This is a genomic window from Embleya sp. AB8, assembly GCF_049739465.1.
In the GTDB taxonomy this organism is placed as follows: domain Bacteria; phylum Actinomycetota; class Actinomycetes; order Streptomycetales; family Streptomycetaceae; genus Embleya.
On the sequence record NZ_JBMHHY010000015.1, the window covers coordinates 150,440 to 173,179 of the forward strand.

A 22,740-nucleotide genomic window follows, 5' to 3' on the forward strand; every position below is an offset into this window, starting at 1 on the left:
CTGGAGGAGTCGAGCCATGAAGACGATGACCTACTCGGAGTCCCGTGCTCGCTATGCCGAGGTGCTCAACGCGGTCGTGGACGACCGCGAGGAAATCGTGATCACTCGGGCGGGACACGAGCCGGTGGTCATAGTCTCGTTGGAGGACTACGAGGCCCTCAAGGAAACCGCCTACCTGCTGCGCAGCCCCGCGAACGCCCGCCGCCTCCTGGCCTCCATCGAGGAGCTGGAGAACGGCGGAGGGACCGTACGGGAGCTGGTGGACCAGGAGTGAAGGTCGTCTTCGCCTCCCGAGCCTGGGAGGAATACCTGTGGTGGCAGGTCCAGGACCGCAGGATCCTCAAGCGCATCAACACACTCGTCGCCGACATCGCGCGCAACGGCAACGAGGGCATCGGCAAGCCGGAGCCGCTCAAGCACGGGTTCCACGGCTACTGGTCACGCCGGATCAACGACGAGCACCGCCTGATCTACAAGCTCACAGACGACTCGATCCTGATCGCCCAGTGCCGCTACCACTACGAAAGCTGAGCGGGCGACGCGAGTCGTCGGTCGAGCCTGGGGCGGCCCTACTCCGGCAGCGGCAGCTCGAACCACACCGTCTTCCCGTGGCCCGATTTGCGGCTGCCCCAGCGTTCGGCGAGTTGGTTGACCAGTTGCAGGCCCCGGCCGCCCTCGTCGGTGTCCTCCGCCTCGCGCATGCGGGGCAACGTGGTGCCGGCGTCGGCGACTTCGCACAGCAGGGCGCGGCCGCGCAGGAGCCGTAGCCGGATCGGGCCCGCGCCGTAGCGCAGTGCGTTGGTGACCAGTTCGCTGACCAGCAACTCGGTGATGTCGACCAGCGCGTCCAGGCCCCACTCGGTGAGCGTCTTGCGGCTCAGCTCGCGGGCGCGGGAGACCACCGCCGGTTCGGCCGGCAGCCACCAGGACGCGAGCGAGTCCTCGGCGAGTGCGTCCAGGCGGGCCACCAGCAGGGCCACGTCGTCGAAGCCGGGCTCCTCGTGTACGTCCGCGACGATCTTGTCGGCCGTCTGCTCCAGCGTTCCCGGCGGCCCCGCGACCGCCGCGCACAGCAGTTCGATGCCGGTGTCCAGCGAGCGGTCCCGGGTTTCCACCAGGCCGTCCGTGTACAGGACCAGCGTGCTGCCCGACTCGACCGCGAAATCGCCCTGCTCGAAGCCGAGTCCGCCCACCCCCAGGACCGTGCCCGGCGGGTTGTCGACCACCCGCGGGCGCCCGCCGGGCGGCACCAGGATCGGCGGCATGTGGCCCGCGCTGGCGAACTCGCAGGTGCGCGCCACCGGGTCGTAGACCACATAAACGCAGGTCGCGTAGTGCAGCTCGCCGAGCCCCACCACGATGTCGTCGAGATGTCCGAGCACCTCGGCCGGCGGCAACTCCAGGCCCGCTAGCGTGCGCACCGCCGTGCGCAACTGGCCCATCACCGCCGCCGCGTGCACCCCGTGACCCATCACATCGCCGACCACGAGCCCGATCCGGCCGCCGGACAATGGGATCACGTCGTACCAGTCGCCGCCGACCTCGGTCACCGAACTGCCCGGCAGGTAGCGGTGCGCGACCGCGATCCCCGGCAACTCCGGCAGGTTCTGCGGCAGCAGGCTGCGCTGGAGCATCACCGCGGTCTCCCGCTGGTGGTGGTAGAGCCGCGCGTTGTCCACCGACACGGCCGCGCGCGAGCCCAGTTCGGTGGCCAGGGTGAGGTCGTCGGGGTCGAAGGCGGGCCGCCCCTCGCCGCGTGCGAGCAACATCGTGCCGAGCACCACGCCCCGGGCGCTGAGCGGGACCACGATCATCGTATGCAGGCCCAGCGCCCGGGCCGCCGCGGCCCGGGTGGGGTCGTGGATCAGCTCGTCGTACATCTCGTCCTGCACGTTGCGCATCAGGTACGAGCCACCCGTACGCAGACAGCGCCCGAACGTCGAGTCGGCGGCGTAGACCAACGTGCTGCCCTGGTGCAGCAGTTCGTCGGTGTATCGCCCCGGACGCGCGCCGCGCGAGGCCACCCGTTGCAGCCGGGCCTTCTCGGCGTGCGCGCCGGGCGGGATCTCCTCGCCCCGGGCGATCGCCTCGAGCAGATCCACCGCGGCCAGGTCGGCGAACCCGGGCACCACCGACGCGGTCAACTCCTCGGCGATCCGGGGGATGTCGAGCGTGGCGCCGAGCCGGGTGCCCGCCTCGTTCAGCAGCGCGAGCCGCTTGCGCGCGGCGTCCACCTTGACCATCGCGTAGTGCCGCTCGGTCACGTCGATCAGCGAGCAACTGATGCCCAGGATCCGGCCGCCGGGCGCCTCCAGGCGGTTGTACGACATCGACCACACGGTGCGCGGGCTGCCGTCGGTGGGGATCGGCCCGAAGATCCGCGAGTCGACCACCGGTTCGCCGGTGGCCAGCACGCGCTGCTGGATGGTGCGCACCCGCTCGGTGTCCATCCCGGGCCGGACCTCTTCGAGCCGGCGGCCGATGTGCTCCTCGGCGGGCAGCCGGTTGATCGCGGCGAGCGCGTCGTTGACCGCGACGTAGCGCAACTCGGCGTCGAAGATGCCCACGCCGATCGGGGACTGGTCGAACAACGCCTCGCGGATCGCCAGATCGGCCTCGACCTTGTGCACCACCGCCGAGTCCATCGAGGTGATCAGCACGAACCGGTTCCCGGCCAGGTCCTCGGCGAAGGCCGCGCGCGATTCGACCGAGCACAGCGTGCCGTCGCCGCGGCGCATCGTGTACGAGCCGGCGAACACGTCCATGCCCGCGACCGCGTTCGAGGTGGCCGCCTGCTGTTCGGCGGTGAACGGCGGATGGATCAGGTCGATCGCGTAGGCGCCGAGGATGTCCTCGCGCCGATAGCCGAAGAGTTGCTCGGCGGCGGCGCTCCACATCACGATCCGGCCGTCGGCGTCGAGCACCCAGGTCGCCGACGGGACAAGATCGAACAACGATCCGGGCGCCGTCGACCGTCGGGCCGGGTCCCCCGGACTCCGGTCGGCTTCTCGGCGCTGCTCCATGGACGGCGGATTCCTTTGTCGCTGCTACTGCGGACCGTTTTCCCGGTTGATCACGATCTCAAGCTCGGCCCTCGGGCGGGTGCCGGTCGACCCTATGTGCGTATTTGCCCGCGTTGCGCAGCATTTCGTCACCCGTCCTCCACGACCGTCACCGACCCCCGCGTCCGCAGTTCCCCGGCGACCAGTTCCGCCGCCGGTCGATCCGCCGGCAGCCAGTCGAGCCCGGCCACCGCGCCGGCGTCGAGCCAGCGCAGCGCCGAGTGGTCCTGGAGCGGCGCCGGCTCACCCGACACCAGGTCGGCGAGCCAGACCCGGAGCACGTAGCCTTTCCCGAGCGGCCACGCACCGGGCAGTCGGCGCACCGGTCGCACGGTCACTCCGAGTTCCTCGCGGCACTCGCGAACCAGCGCGGCGGGCTCGCCCTCGCCCGGTTCGACCTTGCCGCCGGGGAACTCCCAACCGCCCGCCAACTCGGCCGGGGCACTGCGGCACGCGGCCAGTACGCGTCCTCGATGGAGGATCGCGGCGCCGACGACGATGCGGGTCCCGGTCATGGCGGACAACTCTACGTGCCGAGGGGGCGGCGCAGGAGGCAACCTTTGTCGGTTCGTGAACGTCTGACTTCGGGGACATGCTTCCCGAATGAGCCGGATCCGGACCCGGATCACCGAACGAGTGGGGCGACAGTGGTGCGATTCCGGTGCGCGGGCCTGCGGTTGAGCCGCGTGCTCGCGATATTCGCGGCGGTCGTCGCGGTCCTCGCGGTGTTCGCGCTGGCCCGGATGACGGCCCGGCAGAGCACCCCGTCGGCGGCCGGTTCGGCCGCCGCGGACACCGGCTGCAACGGCCGGGACCGGCAGGGTTGGGTGAGCGTGCCGGTGTCCTTCTCCGGCGAGACCTACCGGGTCCAGGCCTACCTGCCGCAGAGTTACAACGGCGCCGACCCCCGACCGCTGGTGCTCAACCTGCACGGCAGCAACAGCACCGGCGCGGCGCAGATGGCGCTCAGCGGGCTCGGTGCCACCGCCGAGCGCTACGGCTTCGTGGTGGCGATCCCCGAGGGCGGGCTGAGCTACCCGGGGACGACCGGCGGGCGGGCCTGGAACATCCCGGGCGTGCCGCTCTACGGCGGACACCCGGCCGCGGTCGGCGGACGCGACGAGGTCGGCTTCGTCGGCGCCACGCTGGACGCGCTGGATCGTTCGTTGTGCCTGGACGACAAACGGGTGTACGCGACCGGCTTCTCCGGCGGCGCCCGGATGACCTCGCTGCTCGGCTGCACACTCAGCCGCCGGATAGCCGCGATCGCGCCGGTCTCCGGGCTGCGCGCGGACGGCACCGACGGCGCCCGGCCCGCGCCGTGCCGACCGATCCGGCCGATGCCGGTGCTGACCTTCCACGGCCAGGCGGACCAGGCCAACCCCTACGAGGGTGGACCCGCGTCGCGCTGGACCTACACCGTGCCCGAGGCGGTGCGGCGCTGGGCCGAGATCGACGACTGCGCGAGCAAACCGGTACGCACCAAGGTGTCCCGGCACGTCGAGCGCACCGCGTACCCGGACTGCGGGGGCGACGCGGCGGTGATCCTGTACACCCAGTCCGACGCGGGCCACACCTGGCCGGGCGCGGCGGGCACCGAGGTACGCGGCTTCGGCCGGATCAACCAGGAGATCTCGGCCAATGAGCTGATGTGGGCGTTCTTCGCCAAGTACTCGCTGTAGCCCGGTACTCGCGCCGGCTCCGGGATTCACCCCTGCGGGTGTCACGACACCGGTCGCAACCGGTCGAAGCCGCGCATGAGCGCGCGATGCGCCGGGCGCTCGACGAGCACCGTGAGCAGCCAGCCGAGCCCGATCGCCACCGCTGTCAGGGCGAGCAGTTGACCCGTCGCGCCGACGCCGTGGTCCTGGAGTCGGCGCATCACCACGTAGCCGATCGACTGGTGCACCAGGTAGATCGCGTAGGTGATGCCGGCCGTCCACTCGAAGAGTCGCGCCACCCACCTTGGCAGGAAGCGGTCCCAGTCCGGGCCGAGCGCCGCGGCGCAGATCGCCGCGATGCCGAGGGCCACGCCGACCGTCCAGGACACCTGCCGGGTCTGGCACAGATGCGCGAACGTACACGCGCCGAGCAGCAGCACCGCGTGCACGCCGTGGATCCGCCGCCGCGACCACAGATGCACCCCGATGCCGGCGGCGAACAGGTGCACGCGGTAGAGCCCGAACCCGTCGTAGAGGGTGCGGAACGCCTCCGACTGCAGGTGCAGCCGGATCGGCAGCAGGAACAGCTCGACGAACAGCACGAGCCACAACGTGCGCGCGGTGCCGTCGCCGTGCGCCCGCCGCCATCGCCACAGGGCGAAGATCGCGGTGAACCACAACAGTTGCAGCGGAATCGTCCAATAGGCCGCGTCCACATAGGTGTACGACTGCGGTTTCCAATTCCACAACATGGCCAGGTTGGCCCACACGTCGCCCAGGGTCGGCGCGTACCAGCCGGGCGGCGCGCACAGCCGCAGGAACAACGACGTGCCCAGCACGCCGACCAGGAACGCGGGCAACATCCGCGCCATCCGGCCGACCCACCAGCGGACCACGTCACCCTTGCGCAGCGAGACCGCGGCGAAGTAGCCGGAGACGACCAGGAGCAGGCTCGCCCCGATCTGGTACGGAAAGACGAACGGACGTGCGACCAGTTCGGGGTGCCACTCGCGGGCCAGGTAGGTGCCGTGGAAGAGCAGCACGAGCGAGACGAACGCCACCCGCAGCAGATCCCAGCTGACCCGGCGCCGTTTGACCGGCCCCCCGACGGAGGACGTGTCGTGCTCGGGCCGTTCCGCTGAGCTGAAGGGCATCCGACGTCTTCCCGTGGACGGCGTGGGCGGGTCGGGGCGCGACACCCTGGGGGCCGGCTCCGCCCAAGGACCCTATTACGCCTGCTTTGCGTCGCGGACCCCGGTGGATCTTCGTGGCCCGCCCGTACGATGGACTCATGTCGCCAACCAGCCGCGTCCTGCTCGCCGCCCCCCGGGGCTACTGCGCGGGCGTCGACCGAGCCGTCGAGACCGTCGAGAAGGCCCTCGATCTGTACGGTGCGCCGGTATACGTGCGCAAACAGATCGTGCACAACAAATACGTCGTCGAGACGCTCGAGAAGCGTGGCGCGATCTTCGTGGACGAGACGGCGGAGGTGCCCGAGGGCGCCACGGTCGTCTTCTCCGCACACGGCGTGGCTCCGGTGGTGCACGAGGAGGCGGCGGCCCGGTCCCTGCGCACGATCGACGCCACCTGCCCGCTGGTGACCAAGGTGCACAAGGAGGCCGTGCGCTTCGCCGAGGAGGGCTACGACATCCTCCTGATCGGTCACGAGGGGCACGAGGAGGTGATCGGCACCGCCGGCGAGGCGCCCGATCACATCCACCTGGTGGACGGCCCCGAGGGCGTGGCCAACGTCGAGGTGCGCGACCCGGCGAAGGTGGCCTGGTTGTCCCAGACCACGTTGTCCGTGGACGAGACCGTGGCCACGGTCAAGGAGCTGCGCAAGCGGCTGCCGCTGCTGATCGACCCGCCGAGCGACGACATCTGCTATGCGACGCAGAACCGCCAGGTCGCGGTCAAGCAGATCGCCGCCGAGTCGGACCTGGTGATCGTGGTCGGCTCGACCAACTCGTCCAACTCGGTGCGGCTGGTCGAGGTGGCGTTGGAGGCGGGCGCGCGGGCGTCGTACCTGGTCGACTACGCGGAAGAGCTCAAGGACGAGTGGTTGGCTGGGGTCGGCACGGTCGGCGTCACCTCCGGTGCGTCGGTGCCCGAGGTGCTCGTGGACGGCGTGCTGGCGTGGCTCGCCGAGCGCGGGTTCGCCGACGTGCACATCCACCGGTCGGTGGAGGAGCGGCTGCAGTTCGCGCTGCCGCAGGAGTTGCGGCGGGATCTGCGCAACGCGTGAGCGCGGTTGGGTGAGCGCGGTTGGGTGAGTGGGGCCGGTCCGGGTTCGGGCCGGCCTCCTTTTGGTATCCGGGCTCGGGTGCGTTTCGGATGCGGGTTCTCGTATGCGGGTTTCGGATGCGGGTTCAGGTGCGTGCGGCCATCCGGTGGCGGACCAGGGCCACGGCGGCGGCGAGCGCGGTGCCGCCCCACAGCAGGCCGGCCTTGAAGGACAGCGCGGTGACCAGGTCCAGGCCCACCCTCGCGAGATAGCTCTCGTTGGTGTCGGCGCCCAGGAACGTACTCACCAGCACGATGGTCGCGGCGAACCCGATCGGGGGCACGATGATCGCGGCGATCCAGTCCTGGATCCGCACCTTCCAGGCGACGAGGGCGGCGCTGAGTACGAACGCGAGGCCGAATACAAAGCCCAGTCGATCGGTGACCAGCTGGTCGAGCAGGCCGCCGAGCAGCGTGCCGCCGAAGCCGAACACGGCCGCGCCGGCGGCGGTGAGGCCGGGGCCGGTCGGGCGGCGGGCGGCGGTGCCGGCGCCGTTCGGCCGGCGGGGCGGGGCTGGGCGGCCGGGGCGGGCCGGGCGGGCCGCCGGGCGGGTCGCGGCACGGTCTCGGGCCTGGGCGCGGTCGGCGGGCGATCCGGCGCCGGACGTCGACGCGGACCCGGGCGGGCGGCGCCGCGCCGCGTCACCTCGTCCGGGCGCCGGCACGGGAGGCCGTTTCGGTGGGTTCCGGGTCGGGACGGGACCCGCTCCCGTTCGGCTGCGCTGTTCCATCCACCCAAGGTATTGCCGCATCACGGTCAAAACCGTCCAAGAACACGAAAAACCTCACTCGCCCGTGTCGCGCCGTCCGTGCGATCCCTGCCCCGATCGTCGGGGTTCATGAGGGAGGACGCCGGCACGGGCACAATCGGTGGCATTCGCGGGCGACCAATTCCCGAACCGGTGCCGGAAGCGGTGCCGGAGGCGGTCCGTGGTCGCCGATCACCGATCACCGCGGGGCGCCGCTCTCCAGCATGTCGACGGTGCGGACCAGGTCGTCCGAGGCCAGTAGTCGGACCGGGATTTCGCGCGAGGCGGCGTACCAGCGCAGGTCGACGGCCAGATACGGCAACATCTCCTTGTCCAGGAAGTTGATCGTGTGCTGCTTCTTGTCCCCATCGCGCATCGCGCAGCGCGCGACCGCGTAGCCCGGGGTCTCCCCGCCGCCGCCCTTGAGCTTGAGATCGACCGAGGCGATCTCCTCCCAGCGCAGGCCACGGGTGCGGAACAGGCCGTGGAAGACCAGGCCGTGGGGGCCGATGGACAACTTGCGGTACTGGTACAGCGCGTAACCGAGCAGGACGAACAGGCTCAGCCCGCCCCAGATCCCGATGGACACCGGCAGCGACAGTCCGAGGTCGCCGATGTCGAGCAGGCCGAACGCGACCGGGAGGAACGCGGTGACCAGCAGGACCCGCATGGGCTTGGACTCCCACAACACGCCGTCGATCAACTGCCTGCGGTTGTGATTGGTGGGCAAGGTGCTCGCGGTGCTCGAAGTGCGGCTCATCGATGTCCCCGTCGTTGAGGGCGTGGAGGGCGTGGAGGGCGTTGAGTGTGTTGAATGCGTCCGTTGCGGATCGACGTACGAAACCAGGGATGCTACTGGCCACAGGCCACCACCTACACTTTCCACAGGCGCTGGTATGTCCGCTGCGCGCCACACCGATCGCCGAGAAGCCAGGGAATCCAGTTGTCGCTCACCATCGGAATCGTCGGCCTGCCCAACGTCGGCAAGTCGACGCTCTTCAACGCCCTGACCAAGAACGACGTGCTCGCGGCGAACTACCCGTTCGCGACCATCGAGCCGAACGTGGGCGTGGTGGGCGTACCGGACCCGCGTCTGGACAAGCTGGCGGAGATCTTCGGGTCGGCCAAGAAGATCCCGGCGACGGTCGACTTCGTGGACATCGCGGGCATCGTGCGCGGTGCCTCCGAGGGTGAGGGCCTGGGCAACAAGTTCCTCGCCAACATCCGCGAGTCGGACGCGATCTGCCAGGTCATCCGGGTCTTCACCGACCCGGACGTGGTGCACGTCGACGGCAAGATCTCGCCGGTCGACGACAAGGAGATCATCGAGACCGAGCTGATCCTGGCCGACCTGCAGACGATCGAGAAGGTGCTGCCCCGCCTGCAGAAGGACTCGCGCCTGCAGAAGGACAAGATCGCCGTGGCCGCCGCAGTGGAGAAGGCCAAGGCGGTACTGGAGGCCGGCACCACGGTCTTCGCCGCCGGCCTCGACCCGGAGCCGCTGCGCGAGCTGCACCTGCTCACCGCGAAGCCGTTCCTGTACGTCTTCAACGTCGACGAGGACGAACTGGTCAACGAGGAGCTCAAGGCCGAACTGCGCGAGCTGGTCGCGCCGGCCGAGGCGATCTTCCTGGACGCCAAGATCGAGTCCGAGCTGATCGAACTGGACGAGGCCGAAGCCCTGGAACTGCTCCAGAGCCTGGGCCAGCAGGAGTCGGGCCTGTCCATCCTGGCCCGAGTCGGCTTCGACACCCTGGGCCTGCAGACCTACCTGACCGCCGGCCCGAAGGAAGCCCGCGCCTGGACGGTCGCCAAGGGCGCCACCGCCCCCGAGGCCGCCGGCGTGATCCACACCGACTTCCAACGCGGCTTCATCAAGGCCGAGGTGATCGGCTTCGACGACCTGGTCGACACCGGCAGCCGCACCGAGGCCCGCACCAAGGGCAAGGCGCGCATGGAAGGCAAGGACTACATCATGCAGGACGGCGACGTGGTGGAGTTTCGGTTCAACGTCTGACCCACCGCACGCACCCGATGGGCCCGCCTCCGAGGAGGCGGGCCCATCGTCGACAAGCTGATCGACGACGTCCGCCGCGACCCCTTCACCGGGCTCGGCAAACCCGAACCGCTGAAGTGCCACTTGCCGGGGGCTTGGTCGCGACGGATCGACGACGAGCACCGCCTCGTCTACCTCGTCACGAACGAGGAGATCATCATCCTCGCCGCTCGGTACCACTACTGACCGCCGGGTTGACCGTATCGGACGGCCGGTCCCGCGCCGGGGAACCGTCAGCTCCGCGGCTTTTCGGAGACTTGCGGTTCAGAAGGGGTCGTACTCCGTCGAGTCCGAGCCCTTCGCGGTCACCGTGCTGGATGGGCGCTGGATATTCTGACGTGGAGTCAGTGGTGATCAGGTCTCGTAAACGGTGGAGCGATGCCCCACGTGAACGACCCAGACCACCAGTTCCCCCTTGTCGAGCGTGTAGACAACGCGATAGTCGCCGACTCGCAAGCGGCGACGCTCGGGCTGGGACACGAGCGCGGTGGTGTTGAAGCCGAGGGGATCGGCCTCCAGCTCGGTCAGCTTGGTCAGGATGCGCAGTGCCATGTCGCGAGGGATCTTCCGGAGTTCGGCCTGTGCCTCGGGCCGGAAGACGGTCCGGTACTCACTCACCGCGCGCCAGCGTCTCCCTCATGATGTCCTCGATCGGGACGCCGGGCGCCTGGTTGGCCATACGTTCGTCGATGATCCGGTTGATCTCGCGCTCTTCCCATTCCTGGTACTTGTGCAGCACCTCGATGGAGACGACGGCAGCGACCTGCTTGCCCCGCCGGGTGATCACGGTGGGCACGTCGTCGCGGTCCGCGCGCTCCACGACTTCCGCCAGGTGTGCCCGCACGTCGCGGATGGACTCTATGGGCAGCGGCTGCGTCATGCGCCCAAGCGTACCGAGTGTCCCATGTGTACACCACTGCCTGGAGTCGAACCCCTGGTTTTCCCATGCCAGGAAGGTGTGGGGAAAACCGATACGCCGTCACCCGACACCGCGGCGGGGCACAGCGGGGCGACGCGCGCGGCGGTCCCGGTCGTGAGGAGTGGCTACGAGACGGCGATGATGCCTCCGCCCAGCGCCGCTTGGCGGATTCGCCGCGTCAGGTCGAGTTGCTCGCGCAGCAGGTGCTCGTGTGCGTCCAGCCGTGCCATCGAGTCGGCGATCGCCTGCTGCGTCGCGAGGTCGGGCAGCACCACGGGCAAATCACCGAGTACGTCGAGAGAGATGGTCTTCATGCTCATGCTTCCCGTGGAGTGGGATTCCAGCCAGCTCCGCGCCTGCCGACCACGCAGGTATGCAGCGAAGTAGTCGGCGTCGAGCCCGGTGGGAGGACGCAGCAGGAAGCACCCGGTGCCGCACACCCACCCCTCCTGTTCCTCGCGCACGACGGCGGCTCGCCCCAGCTCGCCGCGGCGCGCCAAAACGACATCGCCGGGTCGGAGGCGAAAGCGCTTCAGCTCCGTAGCCTGTCGCTCGCTGACGCGTCTGATGCTCGCGGTGCTGAAGCCGCTCCCGGTCAGGTCCTTGGGCATCACGACAGGAACGCCACCGGCATCGACGTAGTGATCGGCGCGGATCAGACTTCCCGATGGTCCCGCGAGGAGCAGGCCCGGGGCCGGGGCCTCGAACACTCCCTCCACGGTGCCCTTCACGATGCGCCAAAGCGGCACACACGGGGGCTCGGTCTGGCTATGGGCTGCGCGCTCGCTCAGGTCGAAGCTCATGCTCAGGCGGGGGGTCGCCCCGGCTGTCGTCTCGGCCTGCCGCACCAACTCGTCGAGCAGGCGACGGGTGTCCTGTGCCGCGGCCGGTCGCTCCTGTGCCGGCGTCACGTACAGCCGGGGATCAAGGGGACAGCCGTCGTTCCCCCGGATCTCGGCGTACGGGACCGAGCGGGAGAATCCGGGTTCGTCCGCGGTCGCGCGGGGAGACGCCAACCACGCGTGAAACCGGCTGACGATGCGTTCCCTCTCCGCCGGGCCGAGCACACGCGCCTGACGCGAAGCCTGCGTACCGAGCCGGCTTGCGTCGATGAAGAGGACGGAATCGGTTTCGCCGGTGGGCACGTGGCGGGATTTGTCGCGAGCGAGCAGCCAGAGGTGCACTGGAACGGTCGTGTGGGAGAAGAGATTGGCCGGTAGCGCGACGACGGCCAGGAGTGCGCCTCCGACCAGCATCCTTTCGCGGATCTCCGCCTCGCGACCGCGTGCGGATGCCGCGCCCGACGGCATGATCAGGGCCGCCTTGCCCTTTTCGCTCAGTCGGGTCCACGCGAGCTGGAGCCAGGCGAAGTTCGCATTCGACTCGGGCGGTGGTCCGAAGGGCCAGCCGAGGTGTTCAATGCCTTGGACGCGCTGATTGAACGGCGGATTGCACAGCACGAAGTCGGCCATTCCGTTGCCCAGGCTCCGGAACAGCGCCCCGGGATCGGAGGCACGCACCAGGGGCCGGTCGATTCCGTGCATTGCCAGGTTCAGCATGGCCAGGTTGGGGTTGCGGTGATCCATGGCGTAGCCCTCGAACGAGGCGTCACCGGCGTGGCCCTGCTCTGCGATGTGCTGTGCGGCGGCGAGAAGAAACCCCCCGGTGCCGCAGGAGGGGTCCAGCACGCGATCGCCGGGCTGGGGAGACACCGATTCGGCAAGCAGCCGCGTGAGGCCACGCGGCGTGTAGAACTCGCCCGTCGGAGCGGCGCTTTCGGCAACGTAACGTTCCAGGAGCAGGCTGCCGACTTCGCCAAGTCCGACCTCGGCAACCGTCGGGGGCGGTTGGAGCGCGGAGAGAAAAGCAGCCACCCACGGCAGATCGCCCGTTACCTCGTCGCCGTCGGAGAACACGCTCTCCAGATACTCGACCGTGCGCGCGGGAAATCGTTCGTGCCTGGCGGCGAGGTGGAAGGCGGCGCGCAGGTCCCTCAGCGGTGGGTACCCGAGGGGCGCTTCCGCGACGGCTCTCGTCCATCGTTTGACGAGTTCGTCCCCCGGTTCGCTCGCCGAGTCGATGAATCCGGCGAGCACCAGGATCGCGAGCATCGCGGTGAGGTCGCGGTCCGTACTCCGGCCTCGCTGAAAGGGTGCGTACGCCCGCCACAGTCGGTCGACAACAACCTCTGCCGCAGGGCTCTTTGCTTCTGTGCTCTCCACTGAAACTCCTCGCTCGGGGCGTCTCACTTCAGCCGGCTGATGACGTACGCAGCCGCCGGTACGAACATGAGCAGGCACAGACGCAGCGTCGTTCCCGTGCTCTGCATCGCCTTCCCCAGCAGATCGAAGAACGCCTTCATTGTCCTCGGTCCCCTCGCTTCCTTCTTGTGCGCAGTAGTGCTGCGCATTACTGGCGTGTTGCCATTGGCGTGGACTGACTCCGAAACTCTGCATGGAGGCGCCGTCGCAAAAGGGAAGCTAGCAGCCTGGGGCGGTTGGCGCGGGGGTCCGCGACGCCGCACTTCGGACAGGGGACTTCATGCGCAGTACGACTGCGCAGAGCACGCCTCGAGTTCTCGCTGCTTATCGGACGGGGGCGAGGCGTGACGTTGGGGAGTTGACCGCACGGGAGGGCATCGGATGTGATGCAGGTCACAACCACACGTCGGCCGAGCAGGCGACAACCGCCGACGCCGGGCGGCTTCGTGATCGGCGCGGACTTCGTCGGGCCCGTGCGCAGCCCTTGTTTCGCGGCGTCGACCTCAGGCCGGTCACGTGCCGAGCAAGCCCTGCGTGAATGTTGGGATTTGCCCCGCATGCGGACAGCGACTGTTGGCGATTCGAGACGCCGAGGACGGTGGGCACTGGCGGCGTCAGGGCCCACCCGTCGCTATTCGTTCAGCCAAGTTGCTCGGCGGGTCAGGCGGTCTTGATGGATCCGAGCATGGCCGACCACGACGCGGAGTCGATGGTGATGTGGCCAAGCGAAGGATCCTTGGAGTCCTGCACGCCGACCCCTTCTGCCAAGAGCGCCGACTCAACACACTGGCCTTGATTGCCGCTGTACGACGACGTACGCCAAGCGCCGAGTGGGGCAGTAGGCGTGATCACGATTGGTACTCCATAAGTAGTTCAGACAGCCACAGGAGGGATTCGGCTGGTGAGAGCGCAACCGACTTGGCTAGATCGTAGCGACGCTCGTACTCGTGCACTTCACTCTCCCGGTGGAGTAGCGAACCACGGTCCATCGTTTCCACGTAGGCCGACTCCCCGCGGTGTGGAGTCGTGAGCAAAACGAAGCCGCCGTTCATGCAGGCGTGGATTCCGACCTTAAGTACCTGTATGACGACGTTGGGTAGCTGCGCCACGTCAATCAGGTGGGCGATCTGCTCCCAAGCAGGGTCTTTGCCCAACCCGGCAACGCCGCAGACGGCAGCCTCCGTCACTACGACCCACACCTGCGGAGGATCCGGTCGAGTCAAAATCTCCCGGCGAGCCATTCTGTCGGCGACTCGATCCTCAATGGGCACCCTTGCGACGTCCAACGGGCGCGCCGCCTCAAAGAGCGCTTTGGCATACGCCTCAGTCTGCATCAATCCCGGCAGAGCCTGAACGTCGAAGAAGCGCAGCCGCTTTGCTGAGCGCTCCGCGTTCAAGTAGCCCTTGAACCATGATGGCGAGCCCGGCGCTTCCTGCTCGATCAGTCGATGGATCCGCCGCAGGAGACCTTCGGCACCGACGAGCGGGTCCACCGCCCGGGTGAAGTCGGTCGACGGCCTCCTGTCCCCGCGCTCGATCATGAACAGCAGAGACGGTGTGCAGTGTCCTGCCTCGGACGCTTCCTCAGGGCTTACCCCTGCGGCCTTCCTGAGTCTCCGCAGCTCACAGCCGTACAACTTCCTGGGATTGTCTGGTAGTTCACCATCAACGGGCACGTCGACTCCGATCACTGCACGGTTTCTGGGTGTGTACCGTGCACGTCTTCAGATCGTAGGCCCGACCTGTCGATGATGTCTCTCAGAGTGGCCGATTCCCCACCCTCTGTTCAGCACATCGTCGTCAGGAGTAGTCCATGGGTGTAAGAGAGGGCGTGAGCCGGATGACCTTGAGCGTCTACCGCCTCTATCCCGATGGTGAACGCGAGGACATCAAGCCTTCTGCGGACTTCGAACTGGGCGACGCCTCAAGGTGGTTGCCGCAGGTTCGAAGCGCTTCGCCTGGCGAGCCGCCTGCGCCGGCAGAGCCCGCGTAGGCCCGTCCGGCGCGGAGTTGGCGATGGCCGAAGTCCGACTCGCACGCGGGTAGTCCGCGGTCGGGCGTCGCGGGCGGGCGTACGCCGTCGTGCATAAAGTCCCGTGTCGACGTGGGCCTTTCGGAAACAGGAACCCCCACGACAGCACGGGGTACGACCCCTCTCCGCGCAACCCCGACGCGCCGGGAGAGGTAGGACCGGCCACCCGCCGGTCGGGAAGACGGGTGCCGTCTTGGCGGCGCCCACCCGCGTACGGCCGATCCGTGCGCGGAAGGGGGCAAGGGGCAAGTCGGCAACCTCCGTTCACAGTTGGTCGATCACCCCTTGCCCCGTCCCACCCGGAGGCGGAAGGCCCTTATGCCATCCGGGGGTTCGGGCTCAGGCACCGGAGGGACGCACGGTGAATACCGACTCGACAACTTGGGAGGTACGACGATGGGTGAGCACGAAAAGCCCGGTGACGAGGGGGAGGGCAAGACCCCGCAACGCGAAAAGGATGGCCAGTGGCCCCAGGACAAGCCGGTCCCGCCGAACGGCCCGAAGGACCCGAAGGGCAAGGACAGGTGACGGGCACCCGTCCCGTGTGGGATCGCGTGTTCGCGGACACGCCCCGTCGCCCGTACATCCCCGCCGTGCTGTGGGGAGACGACGACAAACAAATCGACCGCGACAAGGACCCGGACGCGTGGGAGGACGCCGTGGCGGCGGACGTGCCTCTCGTCACCCAGATGGACGACGGCACCGACAGCGGCGACCTGATTCCCACATCGTCGGCGTCCATGCCGTCACTTGTTCGACACATGCTCGAACTGCTCGACCTGCGCACGGATCACCACATCCTTGAACTCGGCACGGGCACCGGATGGTCGACAGCACTGTTGGCCACTGCGCTCACGGGCGGCCGGGTGACGTCGATCGAAGTGGACCCGCTCGTCGCGATCCAAGCCCAAGAGTCTTTGCGTGGCCGCGACTTGGCACCGACGTTGATCGTCGGGGACGGGTTGCAGGGGTTCGAGGAAGACGCGCCGTACCATCGGCTCATCGCCACGATGGCAGTGCAGCGGGTTCCGTACGAGTGGGTCGAGCAAGTCAAGCCCGGCGGGGTCATCGTCACGCCCTGGGGCACGCCCTACAACAACAGCGGGCTGCTGCGCCTGGTCGTCAACGAAGACGGCACGGCAAGCGGCCGGTTCGTCGGGAACGTGGCGTTCATGTGGGCCCGGTCGCAGCGTCGCCGGTTCGACACCCGCAGGTTCGTGGGCGACGTCATCCCGGACCCGAAGACGCACCGGATTCGGCACACCACGGCGGACCCACGTCCCTTGCGCGAGGAACACGCGGACTTCGCGATCGGGCTTCGGCTGCCCGAGGTCGAGCACCGCAGGTTCTTCGGAAGAGGCGACCGGGCCGAGGAGTTCACGGCCTGGTACGCCGATGGCGCGTCGTGGGCATCCATCGACTACAAACCGGACGCGGACTCGTACGAGGTCAACGAGTCCGGATCGCGTGATCTGTGGGCGGAGATCGAGGCCGCCTACGCGGCGTGGCGGGCGCAGGGCGAACCTCCGCGCGAACAACACGGCGTCACCGTGACCCGCGACGGTCAGTGGACGTGGCTCGACGGGCCGAACGGTCGGGTGGATGTCGGGCCGACGTCGGGAAACCGCGAGGTCCGCGACTGATGAGACCGCCCCGGTGTGTGGTGAATCCCCCGCGCGCCGGGGCTGCAAGCCCCTCCCCCAGCTCGTGCGGGTGAGGGAGTCGGCGTGACCGGATGGCCCCGGTGACGCGCGGTGGGCGTAGGGGGTGGGGGTCTACCTGGCAGCGGACCCCACCCCCTGCGTGCCCCGACAGGAAGGACACGTACTCACCATGACATACCAATTCGGCTGGACGCGCGGTGTTTCGGCGCACGCGTCGAGCATGGATCGTGTGCCGGAGGAACAGCCGAGGTTGCTCGTCCGGGACACGGACGTGATACCCGGATCGCACGCCGATGCCTCCTCGCTCGCCCCTCTCCCGATGACGCGTCCGCGTTCGCGCCGGTGGTGGTGGTTGGCGCGGTGGCTTCGGGCTCTGCGGCCGGGTGGACGGGGTGTGCGGTGACGGCGCGGGAGCGGGTTTTCCGGGTGGCGCGCCGAGGGCTCCCGCGTCGCCCGAAATGGCGTGACACCAGTACACGCGTGTGTGCTGCGGGTTAGCATCGGGCTCGATCGGGGGGTCGGCGCTGAGGAGTTCGGTGCGTCGGGGTCGCCGCGGGGTCGTGCGAAGGGGCGGAACGTACCGATGCCTTATACAGCCGAGATCAGTCGGACCAATCCCGGGTGTTTTCTCTTTCTGGTCGATCAGTCGGCGTCGATGAGCGATTCGATCGGCGGTGACGTGCCCGGGCGGCGGGCCGATGTCGTGTCGGACGCCATCAATCGGCTGCTGACCGAGCTGTCCGTCAAGTGCGCCAAGGAAGAGGGCGTGCGGGACTACTTTCATGTGGGCCTGATCGGCTACGGCCACACCCAAGTCGGGTCGGCCTTCGGTGGGCCGCTCGCCGGGCGTGATCTGGTCCCGCTCGGCGAGGTGGCGAACGGGCCGGCCCGGATCGAGAGTCGGACCGAGAAGATTCCGGACGGGGCCGGTGGCCTGGTCGAGAACACCGTACGGTTCCCGGTCTGGCTCGACCCGGTGGCCAACGGCGGCACGCCGATGACCCGGGCCCTCGAACACGCGGAGCGGCTGGTGGGGCGCTGGGTGGCCGAGCATCCGGGAGGCTTCCCGCCGATCGTGCTCAATCTGACCGATGGCGCGTCCACGGACGGCGATCCGACCTCGGCGGCGGGCTCGCTGGCCTCGCACTTCACCGCCGACGGCGCGGCGCTGCTGTTCAATCTGCACGTCTCGGGCACCGATGGCCGACCGGTGACCTTCCCGGACGGCGACGAGGGGCTGCCGGACGACTACGCGAAGCTGTTGTTCGGGATGTCCAGTGTGTTGCCGGGACACATGCGGTCGTACGCGGCTTCCCAGGGCCATCGGATCGGCGAGGCGGCCCGGGGCTTTGTCTACAACGCGGACATCACCTCCATCGTCGAGTTCCTCGACATCGGTACCAGAGCAACGGAACTGCGCTGACCGGGCGGGCACTTCCGGTGCCGCCCGAGATCCGGACGTTCCTGGTGCCCAAGACCGGCAGCAGCGAGGCGGAGTGCGAGGACGCGGCGTACGTCTGGTCCGCCGAGGACGCCGGCGGTTGGTGCGGGTTCGGGTGGGAGCCGGGGCGGTTAATCTCTGGGCATGGCTCTCACCACTTCCGCCGAAGCGCCCCTGCCCGTGGCCGAGATCTCTCGGTTGATCGGTGGGTGGATCGATCGGCTCGGGGCGGTGTGGGTCGAGGGGCAGATCACTCAGCTCAGTCGACGGCCCGGGGCCGGCGTCGTGTTCATGACGTTGCGCGATGCCGAGCACGACGTGTCGATCTCGGTGACGTGCTATCGGAAGGTCTTCGACGCGGTCGGCGACATCGTCACCGAGGGCTCGCGGGTGGTCGTACACGCGAAGGCGGACTGGTATCGGGCGCGCGGGACGTTGTCCCTGCGGGCCGCGGAGATCCGGCCGGTGGGGATCGGCGAGTTGTTGGCCCGGCTGGAGCAGCTCAAGCGCGCGCTCACCGCCGAGGGGTTGTTCGATCCCCGGCACAAGCGGCCGTTGCCGTTCCTGCCGCACCGGGTCGGCCTGGTCTGCGGGCGCGCCTCGGCGGCCGAGCGGGATGTGCTGGAGAACGCCAAGCGGCGCTGGCCGGCCGTCCGGTTCGCGGTGCGGAACGTCGCGGTGCAGGGGGTGAGCGCGGTGACCCAGGTGGTCGCGGCGGTCCGCGAGTTGGACGCGGACCCCGATGTGGACCTGATCGTGGTGGCCCGGGGCGGTGGCAGTGTCGAGGACCTGTTGCCGTTCTCCAGCGAGGAGTTGGTCCGGGTCGTGTTCGCCTGCACCACCCCGGTGGTGAGCGCGATCGGGCACGAGCCGGACACGCCGCTGCTCGACCTGGTGGCCGACTTCCGGGCGTCCACGCCCACGGATGCGGCCAAGCGGATCGTGCCGGATATCCGGGAGGAGCTGCATCGGGTGCACCAGGTGCGCGATCGGGGGCGGTTGGCGCTGCGGGCTCGGTTGGATCGGGAGTATCAGGGTCTGCGGGCCGCCCGTTCGCGGCCGGTGCTGGCGGACCCGCAGCGGATGGTGGACCTGCGGGCGGAGGAGGTGGCGGCGCTGGTGGGTCGTTCGCGGCGGACGTTGCGGCACCTGCTGGACCATGCCGCGAGCGACCTCGCGCACACGCGTGCTCGGGTCGTGGCGCTTTCGCCTGCGGCCACGTTGGAGCGTGGCTACGCGGTGTTGCAGCGGGCGGACGGGCACGCGGTACGGGATCCCGCGGAGGTGGCGGCGGGCGAGCAGTTGACCGCGCGCGTGGCGGGCGGGCGCTTCGACGTGGTGGTGGCCAAGGACTGAGCCCACGGCCCGGTATCCGGGCCGGCCGTCCACAAACGCCGGACGGGCTGGGGGCGTCGGCCCACCGATCAGCCCGTCCGGCGCTTGAGGACGAGTGGACCGCGGCGATATTAGGCTGACCGCATGAGCGAGCAGCAGACCGCATCCGGGCCGGACCAGGCGCCGGCTTACGAGCAGGCCCGTGACGAGCTGATCGAGGTCGTGCGCCGCCTGGAGACCGGCGGCATCACGCTGGAGGAGTCGTTGGCCCTGTGGGAGCGCGGCGAGCAGCTCGCCGTGGTCTGCGAACAGTGGCTCGACGGCGCGCGGGCCCGCCTGGACGCGGCGGTCCGAGCCGAGCGCGAGGGCGAGGACAGGGACGGGAACGGAGACAGGGACGAGGGCGTCGAGTCGGACGGCTGACGCGCGAGGCGCGAGGCGCGAGCCGCGAAGCGAACGGCGCGAAGCGAACGGCGGAAGGGGCGCTCCCGGCTGGGAGCGCCCCTTCCCGATCACCGCGTCAACCGCCCGCGACGATCGTCCCTGCGCGAACTGCTAACTACTACTACTGCTGCGCCGGCAGGATCCAGACCACCGCGCCGGAGTTGCCCGGCAGCGGGAGGACCGGCAGCACGGTCACGCCGTAGGCCTTGTCGAAGCCCGGGTTGCCCGTGCCCAGTTCGGAGCCGTGGAACAGCTTGCCGAACGCGTCCTTGTCGAGCGAACCGTCCGCCTTGGTGACCTTGGTCGTGTACGGCGCCTTCGCCGGGACCACGGCCGAGCCGTAGCGGTCCTTGGGCAGCACGCGGCCCTTGTAGAGCTCCGTGCCCGGTGCCCAGCCGACCGTGTCGGTGAACATCGTCACCGGCGCCTGGGCCGGGAACGAGCTGCAGTACGACGTGCCCAGGATGCAGTCGGTGAACGGCGCCGTCTTGACGAAGCCGAACGCCGCGTTCGCGGACTGCGACCGGCTGCCCAGGTTGCCGAACACGTTCTTCGACTCGATGCCCGGGGTGTTCGGGTCGGGCTTGGGGAACTGCGCCGCGGCGTCGCCGCTGAAGCGCAGCGGGTCCGGGTGCGAGTCGACGATCAACAGCTCACCCTTGGGACCCCACGAGGGCCCGTTGTTGATGTTGAAGTTGACGCCGTTGTTCTGGTACTCGTTGTCGCGCAGCCACACCAGCATGCCCGGCGCGTTGTACGGGACCCGGTTGGTCTTGCCGTTCGGGCCGTTGGTGTACGCGTACTTCAGGCCCTCGTCGAAGCCGGACAGGTTGCGCCACTCCAGCAGGTAGTACTGCTCCCGCTCGAAGGTGCCGCTGGTCCGACCCCAGCCGTTGCCCTTGGTGTTCGCGTTGGTGCCCTTGATCGCGGTCCAGCCGTTGTCGCCGTTCTCCACGTCGTCCGTCCACACCGTGGTGGCGCCGTTGGTCAGCGAGAAGTCGTCCGCGAACCAGCCCTTCTCCATGAACGCCGCGTCGGTGTTGTAGTCCAGGCGCAGCTTGATGTTCTTGCCCGCGTACGGGGTCAGGTCGACGCTGTCGTGCCGCCACCCGTCGCTGGAGCCGGTCAGCCCGCTGGTCTTGCGGAACGTGGCCAGGTTCTTCTGCGGGTCCGGGTAGTCCGGCGGCGTGCTGACCAGCTTGCCCGACTCGTCCTTGACCGCCATCTGCTTCCAGGTGGCGCCGTTGTCCGTGGAGACCTCGAGGAAGCCGAAGTCCCAGTCCTTCTCGATGACGTAGTCGTTCCACATCCAGAACTTCACGTCGGAGCCGACCGGCACCGCGATGTCGCGTTCGATCCGGGAGTCGGACCAGGTCTGGTCCTGGCCGGAGTACCACATGTTCTTACCGCTGTGTGGTGTCCCGACGTTGACCTGTTTGTTCGGTAGGTTCACCCGGACCCCGCGTGAGGTGCCCTTGGGTGTCTTGGCGGCCTGGCCCAGGGTGGCCACCTTGGGCCGGTCACCGACCTTGACGACGTCGGGGGTCAGCCAACCGAGCGTGTACTTGTCCCAGATGCCCATGTGCGCGGGCTGCGACTGGAACAGCGGTCCGGTGTGCGAACCGGCGGACATCAGGTCCCAGAAGTTCAGGTCCGTCTGGCCACCGCTGAAGTTGTCGTACAGGTCCGGCAGGCCGAGGTCGTGGCCGAACTCGTGGGCGAACACGCCCACTCCGGAGTCCTCGGGCTGGACGATGTAGTTCGCGATCTTGATCTTGCTACCGGGGACCTGGTGCCCGAAGAGCACGGTGCTCGCGTGCGCCCAGATCGAGTACGTGCCCTCGGCACCGCCACCCGCGGACTTGTCCTTGCCCGCGTGCACCAGGACCAGGTGGTCCACCACGCCGTCGGGCTCCTGGGTGTTGCCGTTGTGGTTGGCGTCGCCCGGGTCTTCCTTGTCGTAGTCCGCCCACGGGAAGTTCGGCTGCGCCTTGGCCAGCGCGTCCACCGCGTCGATCGCGAGCTGCTGCGCGCCGAGCGGGTTCTGCGGGCTGCCGCTGTTGTCCTGCTGCGCGTTGCCGCAGCGGGCGGCGCCGTACCAGGCCTCCGAGTGCGGGACCTTGATCCACGGGGTGGCCTCGCCGGAAACCGAGTACTTTCCGGCCGACATCTCCTCGTACATGTTGCGCATGGTCTGGCCCGCGAGGCTGATGCCCGGCTTGCCGTCCGGCCCCGTGAGGTCGGTACGCATGCGCTCGGTGATGCCCTCCTTGGTGTAGAGCATCTTGTTGTAGTGGGTCTGGTCGAAGTTCGGCACCCACTGCGTGTTGTTGTCGTTCGGGTTCAGCGCCGGGTTGGGCAGTTGATTGTGCAGCGGCCCGTTCTTCACCGTGCCGGGGGGCTCGGTGACACACGTCGGGTCCGAGACACTGGTCGGGCGCTGGAACCCGGAGAAGTCGTCGTTGGCCTGGTCGTTGAACTCGACCAGGATGGTCAGCAACTTCGCGTTCTGCTTGGCGTCGACCGGCTTGCCGGTGCGCTCGGCCTTGATCTCGGCCGGGCTCTTGCCGGTGCGCCCCGCCTCGGCCTCGAGCTCCTTGAGCTGGGCCGCGGCGCGCGGGTTGCCTTCGGAGTTCTTCTTCTTGGTCGCGGCGTTGCGTTCGTTCGCCGCCTTGAACGACGCGGCCTTGGCCGGGTCGTCGGGCAGCGCGCTGGTGTCGACCGCCGCGTCCACCGAGTTGACGTAGTGGTCTTCCGGTCCCGGATTCCACACCGCCGGGGCGGAGCTCACTCGCGTCGCCGACGTCGAGGGCGCGGCCGTGGCGGCGAGGCC

At 68.9% G+C, this 22,740-nt stretch carries 22 protein-coding genes and 1 pseudogene; 11 read left to right on the plus strand and 12 right to left on the minus strand.

Features of this window, described 5'->3' with window-relative positions; genetic code table 11:
* The first annotated feature begins 16 nt into the window (after positions 1-16).
* Together ABIA38_RS23245 and ABIA38_RS23250 are read left to right on the plus strand one after the other, a co-directional pair.
* A complete protein-coding gene (locus ABIA38_RS23245) occupies positions 17-274 on the plus strand; it encodes a type II toxin-antitoxin system Phd/YefM family antitoxin (protein WP_424640700.1) in 258 nt (85 codons plus the stop codon).
* Positions 271-531, plus strand: a complete 261-nt coding sequence (locus ABIA38_RS23250; protein WP_424640701.1) for a Txe/YoeB family addiction module toxin — start codon at positions 271-273, stop codon at positions 529-531. Before ABIA38_RS23245 ends, ABIA38_RS23250 begins: the two co-directional genes overlap by 4 nt.
* 38 nt (positions 532-569) lie before the next feature.
* On the opposite strand, the gene ABIA38_RS23255 is transcribed toward ABIA38_RS23250, so the two are convergent.
* Together ABIA38_RS23255 and ABIA38_RS23260 are read right to left on the minus strand one after the other, a co-directional pair.
* A complete protein-coding gene (locus ABIA38_RS23255; protein ID WP_424640702.1) occupies positions 570-3,023 on the minus strand; it encodes a SpoIIE family protein phosphatase in 2,454 nt (817 codons plus the stop codon).
* Between the two features lie 128 nt (positions 3,024-3,151).
* Complete coding sequence (locus ABIA38_RS23260) at positions 3,152-3,577, minus strand: (deoxy)nucleoside triphosphate pyrophosphohydrolase (protein ID WP_424640703.1); 426 nt, start codon at positions 3,575-3,577, stop codon at positions 3,152-3,154.
* A 171-nt stretch (positions 3,578-3,748) separates the two neighbouring features.
* On the opposite strand from ABIA38_RS23260, the gene ABIA38_RS23265 reads away from it, so the two are divergent.
* Positions 3,749-4,744, plus strand: a complete 996-nt coding sequence (locus ABIA38_RS23265) for an alpha/beta hydrolase family esterase (RefSeq protein ID WP_424640704.1) — start codon at positions 3,749-3,751, stop codon at positions 4,742-4,744.
* A gap of 41 nt (positions 4,745-4,785) precedes the next feature.
* Here ABIA38_RS23265 and ABIA38_RS23270 read toward each other — a convergent pair whose 3' ends face one another.
* Complete coding sequence (locus ABIA38_RS23270) at positions 4,786-5,877, minus strand: acyltransferase family protein (RefSeq protein ID WP_424640705.1); 1,092 nt, start codon at positions 5,875-5,877, stop codon at positions 4,786-4,788.
* Positions 5,878-6,014: 137 nt separating this feature from the next.
* Between ABIA38_RS23270 and ABIA38_RS23275 the strand changes: the two genes are divergently transcribed.
* Complete coding sequence (locus tag ABIA38_RS23275; RefSeq protein ID WP_424640706.1) at positions 6,015-6,968, plus strand: 4-hydroxy-3-methylbut-2-enyl diphosphate reductase; 954 nt, start codon at positions 6,015-6,017, stop codon at positions 6,966-6,968.
* A 124-nt stretch (positions 6,969-7,092) separates the two neighbouring features.
* On the opposite strand, the gene ABIA38_RS23280 is transcribed toward ABIA38_RS23275, so the two are convergent.
* Positions 7,093-7,671, minus strand: a complete 579-nt coding sequence (locus tag ABIA38_RS23280) for a DUF6542 domain-containing protein (RefSeq protein ID WP_424640707.1) — start codon at positions 7,669-7,671, stop codon at positions 7,093-7,095.
* 283 nt (positions 7,672-7,954) lie between these two features.
* Positions 7,955-8,515 (minus strand): hypothetical protein, encoded by a 561-nt coding sequence (locus ABIA38_RS23285; protein WP_424640708.1) that lies wholly within the window; start codon positions 8,513-8,515, stop codon positions 7,955-7,957.
* 183 nt (positions 8,516-8,698) lie between these two features.
* Here ABIA38_RS23285 and ychF point away from each other — a divergent pair, with 183 nt between their 5' ends.
* Complete coding sequence (ychF, locus tag ABIA38_RS23290) at positions 8,699-9,772, plus strand: redox-regulated ATPase YchF (protein ID WP_424640709.1); 1,074 nt, start codon at positions 8,699-8,701, stop codon at positions 9,770-9,772.
* 48 nt (positions 9,773-9,820) lie between these two features.
* Positions 9,821-9,997, plus strand: a pseudogene (locus ABIA38_RS23295) (Txe/YoeB family addiction module toxin); the annotation flags it as partial.
* 168 nt (positions 9,998-10,165) lie between these two features.
* Here the strand turns inward: ABIA38_RS23295 and ABIA38_RS23300 are convergent.
* From ABIA38_RS23300 to ABIA38_RS23325, 6 genes are all read right to left on the minus strand, one after another.
* A complete protein-coding gene (locus ABIA38_RS23300; RefSeq protein ID WP_424640710.1) occupies positions 10,166-10,429 on the minus strand; it encodes a type II toxin-antitoxin system RelE family toxin in 264 nt (87 codons plus the stop codon).
* Complete coding sequence (locus ABIA38_RS23305; protein WP_424640711.1) at positions 10,422-10,691, minus strand: type II toxin-antitoxin system Phd/YefM family antitoxin; 270 nt, start codon at positions 10,689-10,691, stop codon at positions 10,422-10,424. Before ABIA38_RS23305 ends, ABIA38_RS23300 begins: the two co-directional genes overlap by 8 nt.
* A gap of 164 nt (positions 10,692-10,855) precedes the next feature.
* Positions 10,856-12,841 carry an N-6 DNA methylase gene (locus tag ABIA38_RS23310; protein WP_424640712.1) on the minus strand — a complete coding sequence of 662 codons (1,986 nt, stop codon included), beginning with the start codon at positions 12,839-12,841 and terminating at the stop codon, positions 10,856-10,858.
* Between the two features lie 134 nt (positions 12,842-12,975).
* Entirely contained in the window at positions 12,976-13,140 is a 165-nt protein-coding gene (locus tag ABIA38_RS23315) for a hypothetical protein (RefSeq protein WP_424640713.1), read from the minus strand.
* A 511-nt stretch (positions 13,141-13,651) separates the two neighbouring features.
* On the minus strand, positions 13,652-13,843 hold the full coding sequence (locus ABIA38_RS23320; protein WP_424640714.1) for a DUF397 domain-containing protein: 192 nt from the start codon (positions 13,841-13,843) through the stop codon (positions 13,652-13,654).
* The gene (locus ABIA38_RS23325; protein ID WP_424640715.1) at positions 13,840-14,682 is read right to left on the minus strand and encodes a helix-turn-helix domain-containing protein; all 843 of its coding nucleotides are present in this window, start codon (positions 14,680-14,682) and stop codon (positions 13,840-13,842) included. The genes ABIA38_RS23320 and ABIA38_RS23325 overlap by 4 nt, the downstream gene beginning before the upstream one ends.
* A 737-nt stretch (positions 14,683-15,419) precedes the next feature.
* Here ABIA38_RS23325 and ABIA38_RS23330 point away from each other — a divergent pair.
* From ABIA38_RS23330 to ABIA38_RS23350, 5 genes are all read left to right on the plus strand, one after another.
* Entirely contained in the window at positions 15,420-15,551 is a 132-nt protein-coding gene (locus ABIA38_RS23330; protein ID WP_424640716.1) for a hypothetical protein, read from the plus strand.
* A complete protein-coding gene (locus ABIA38_RS23335) occupies positions 15,548-16,666 on the plus strand; it encodes a hypothetical protein (RefSeq protein WP_424640717.1) in 1,119 nt (372 codons plus the stop codon). Before ABIA38_RS23330 ends, ABIA38_RS23335 begins: the two co-directional genes overlap by 4 nt.
* A 676-nt stretch (positions 16,667-17,342) precedes the next feature.
* Positions 17,343-18,110 carry a vWA domain-containing protein gene (locus ABIA38_RS23340; RefSeq protein WP_424640718.1) on the plus strand — a complete coding sequence of 256 codons (768 nt, stop codon included), beginning with the start codon at positions 17,343-17,345 and terminating at the stop codon, positions 18,108-18,110.
* 162 nt (positions 18,111-18,272) lie between these two features.
* On the plus strand, positions 18,273-19,484 hold the full coding sequence (gene xseA / locus ABIA38_RS23345; protein WP_424640719.1) for an exodeoxyribonuclease VII large subunit: 1,212 nt from the start codon (positions 18,273-18,275) through the stop codon (positions 19,482-19,484).
* Positions 19,485-19,607: 123 nt separating this feature from the next.
* Entirely contained in the window at positions 19,608-19,886 is a 279-nt protein-coding gene (locus tag ABIA38_RS23350) for an exodeoxyribonuclease VII small subunit (RefSeq protein ID WP_424640720.1), read from the plus strand.
* Between the two features lie 142 nt (positions 19,887-20,028).
* Here ABIA38_RS23350 and ABIA38_RS23355 read toward each other — a convergent pair whose 3' ends face one another.
* Positions 20,029-22,698 (minus strand): immune inhibitor A domain-containing protein, encoded by a 2,670-nt coding sequence (locus ABIA38_RS23355; protein ID WP_424640721.1) that lies wholly within the window; start codon positions 22,696-22,698, stop codon positions 20,029-20,031.
* Positions 22,699-22,740 lie beyond the last annotated feature (42 nt).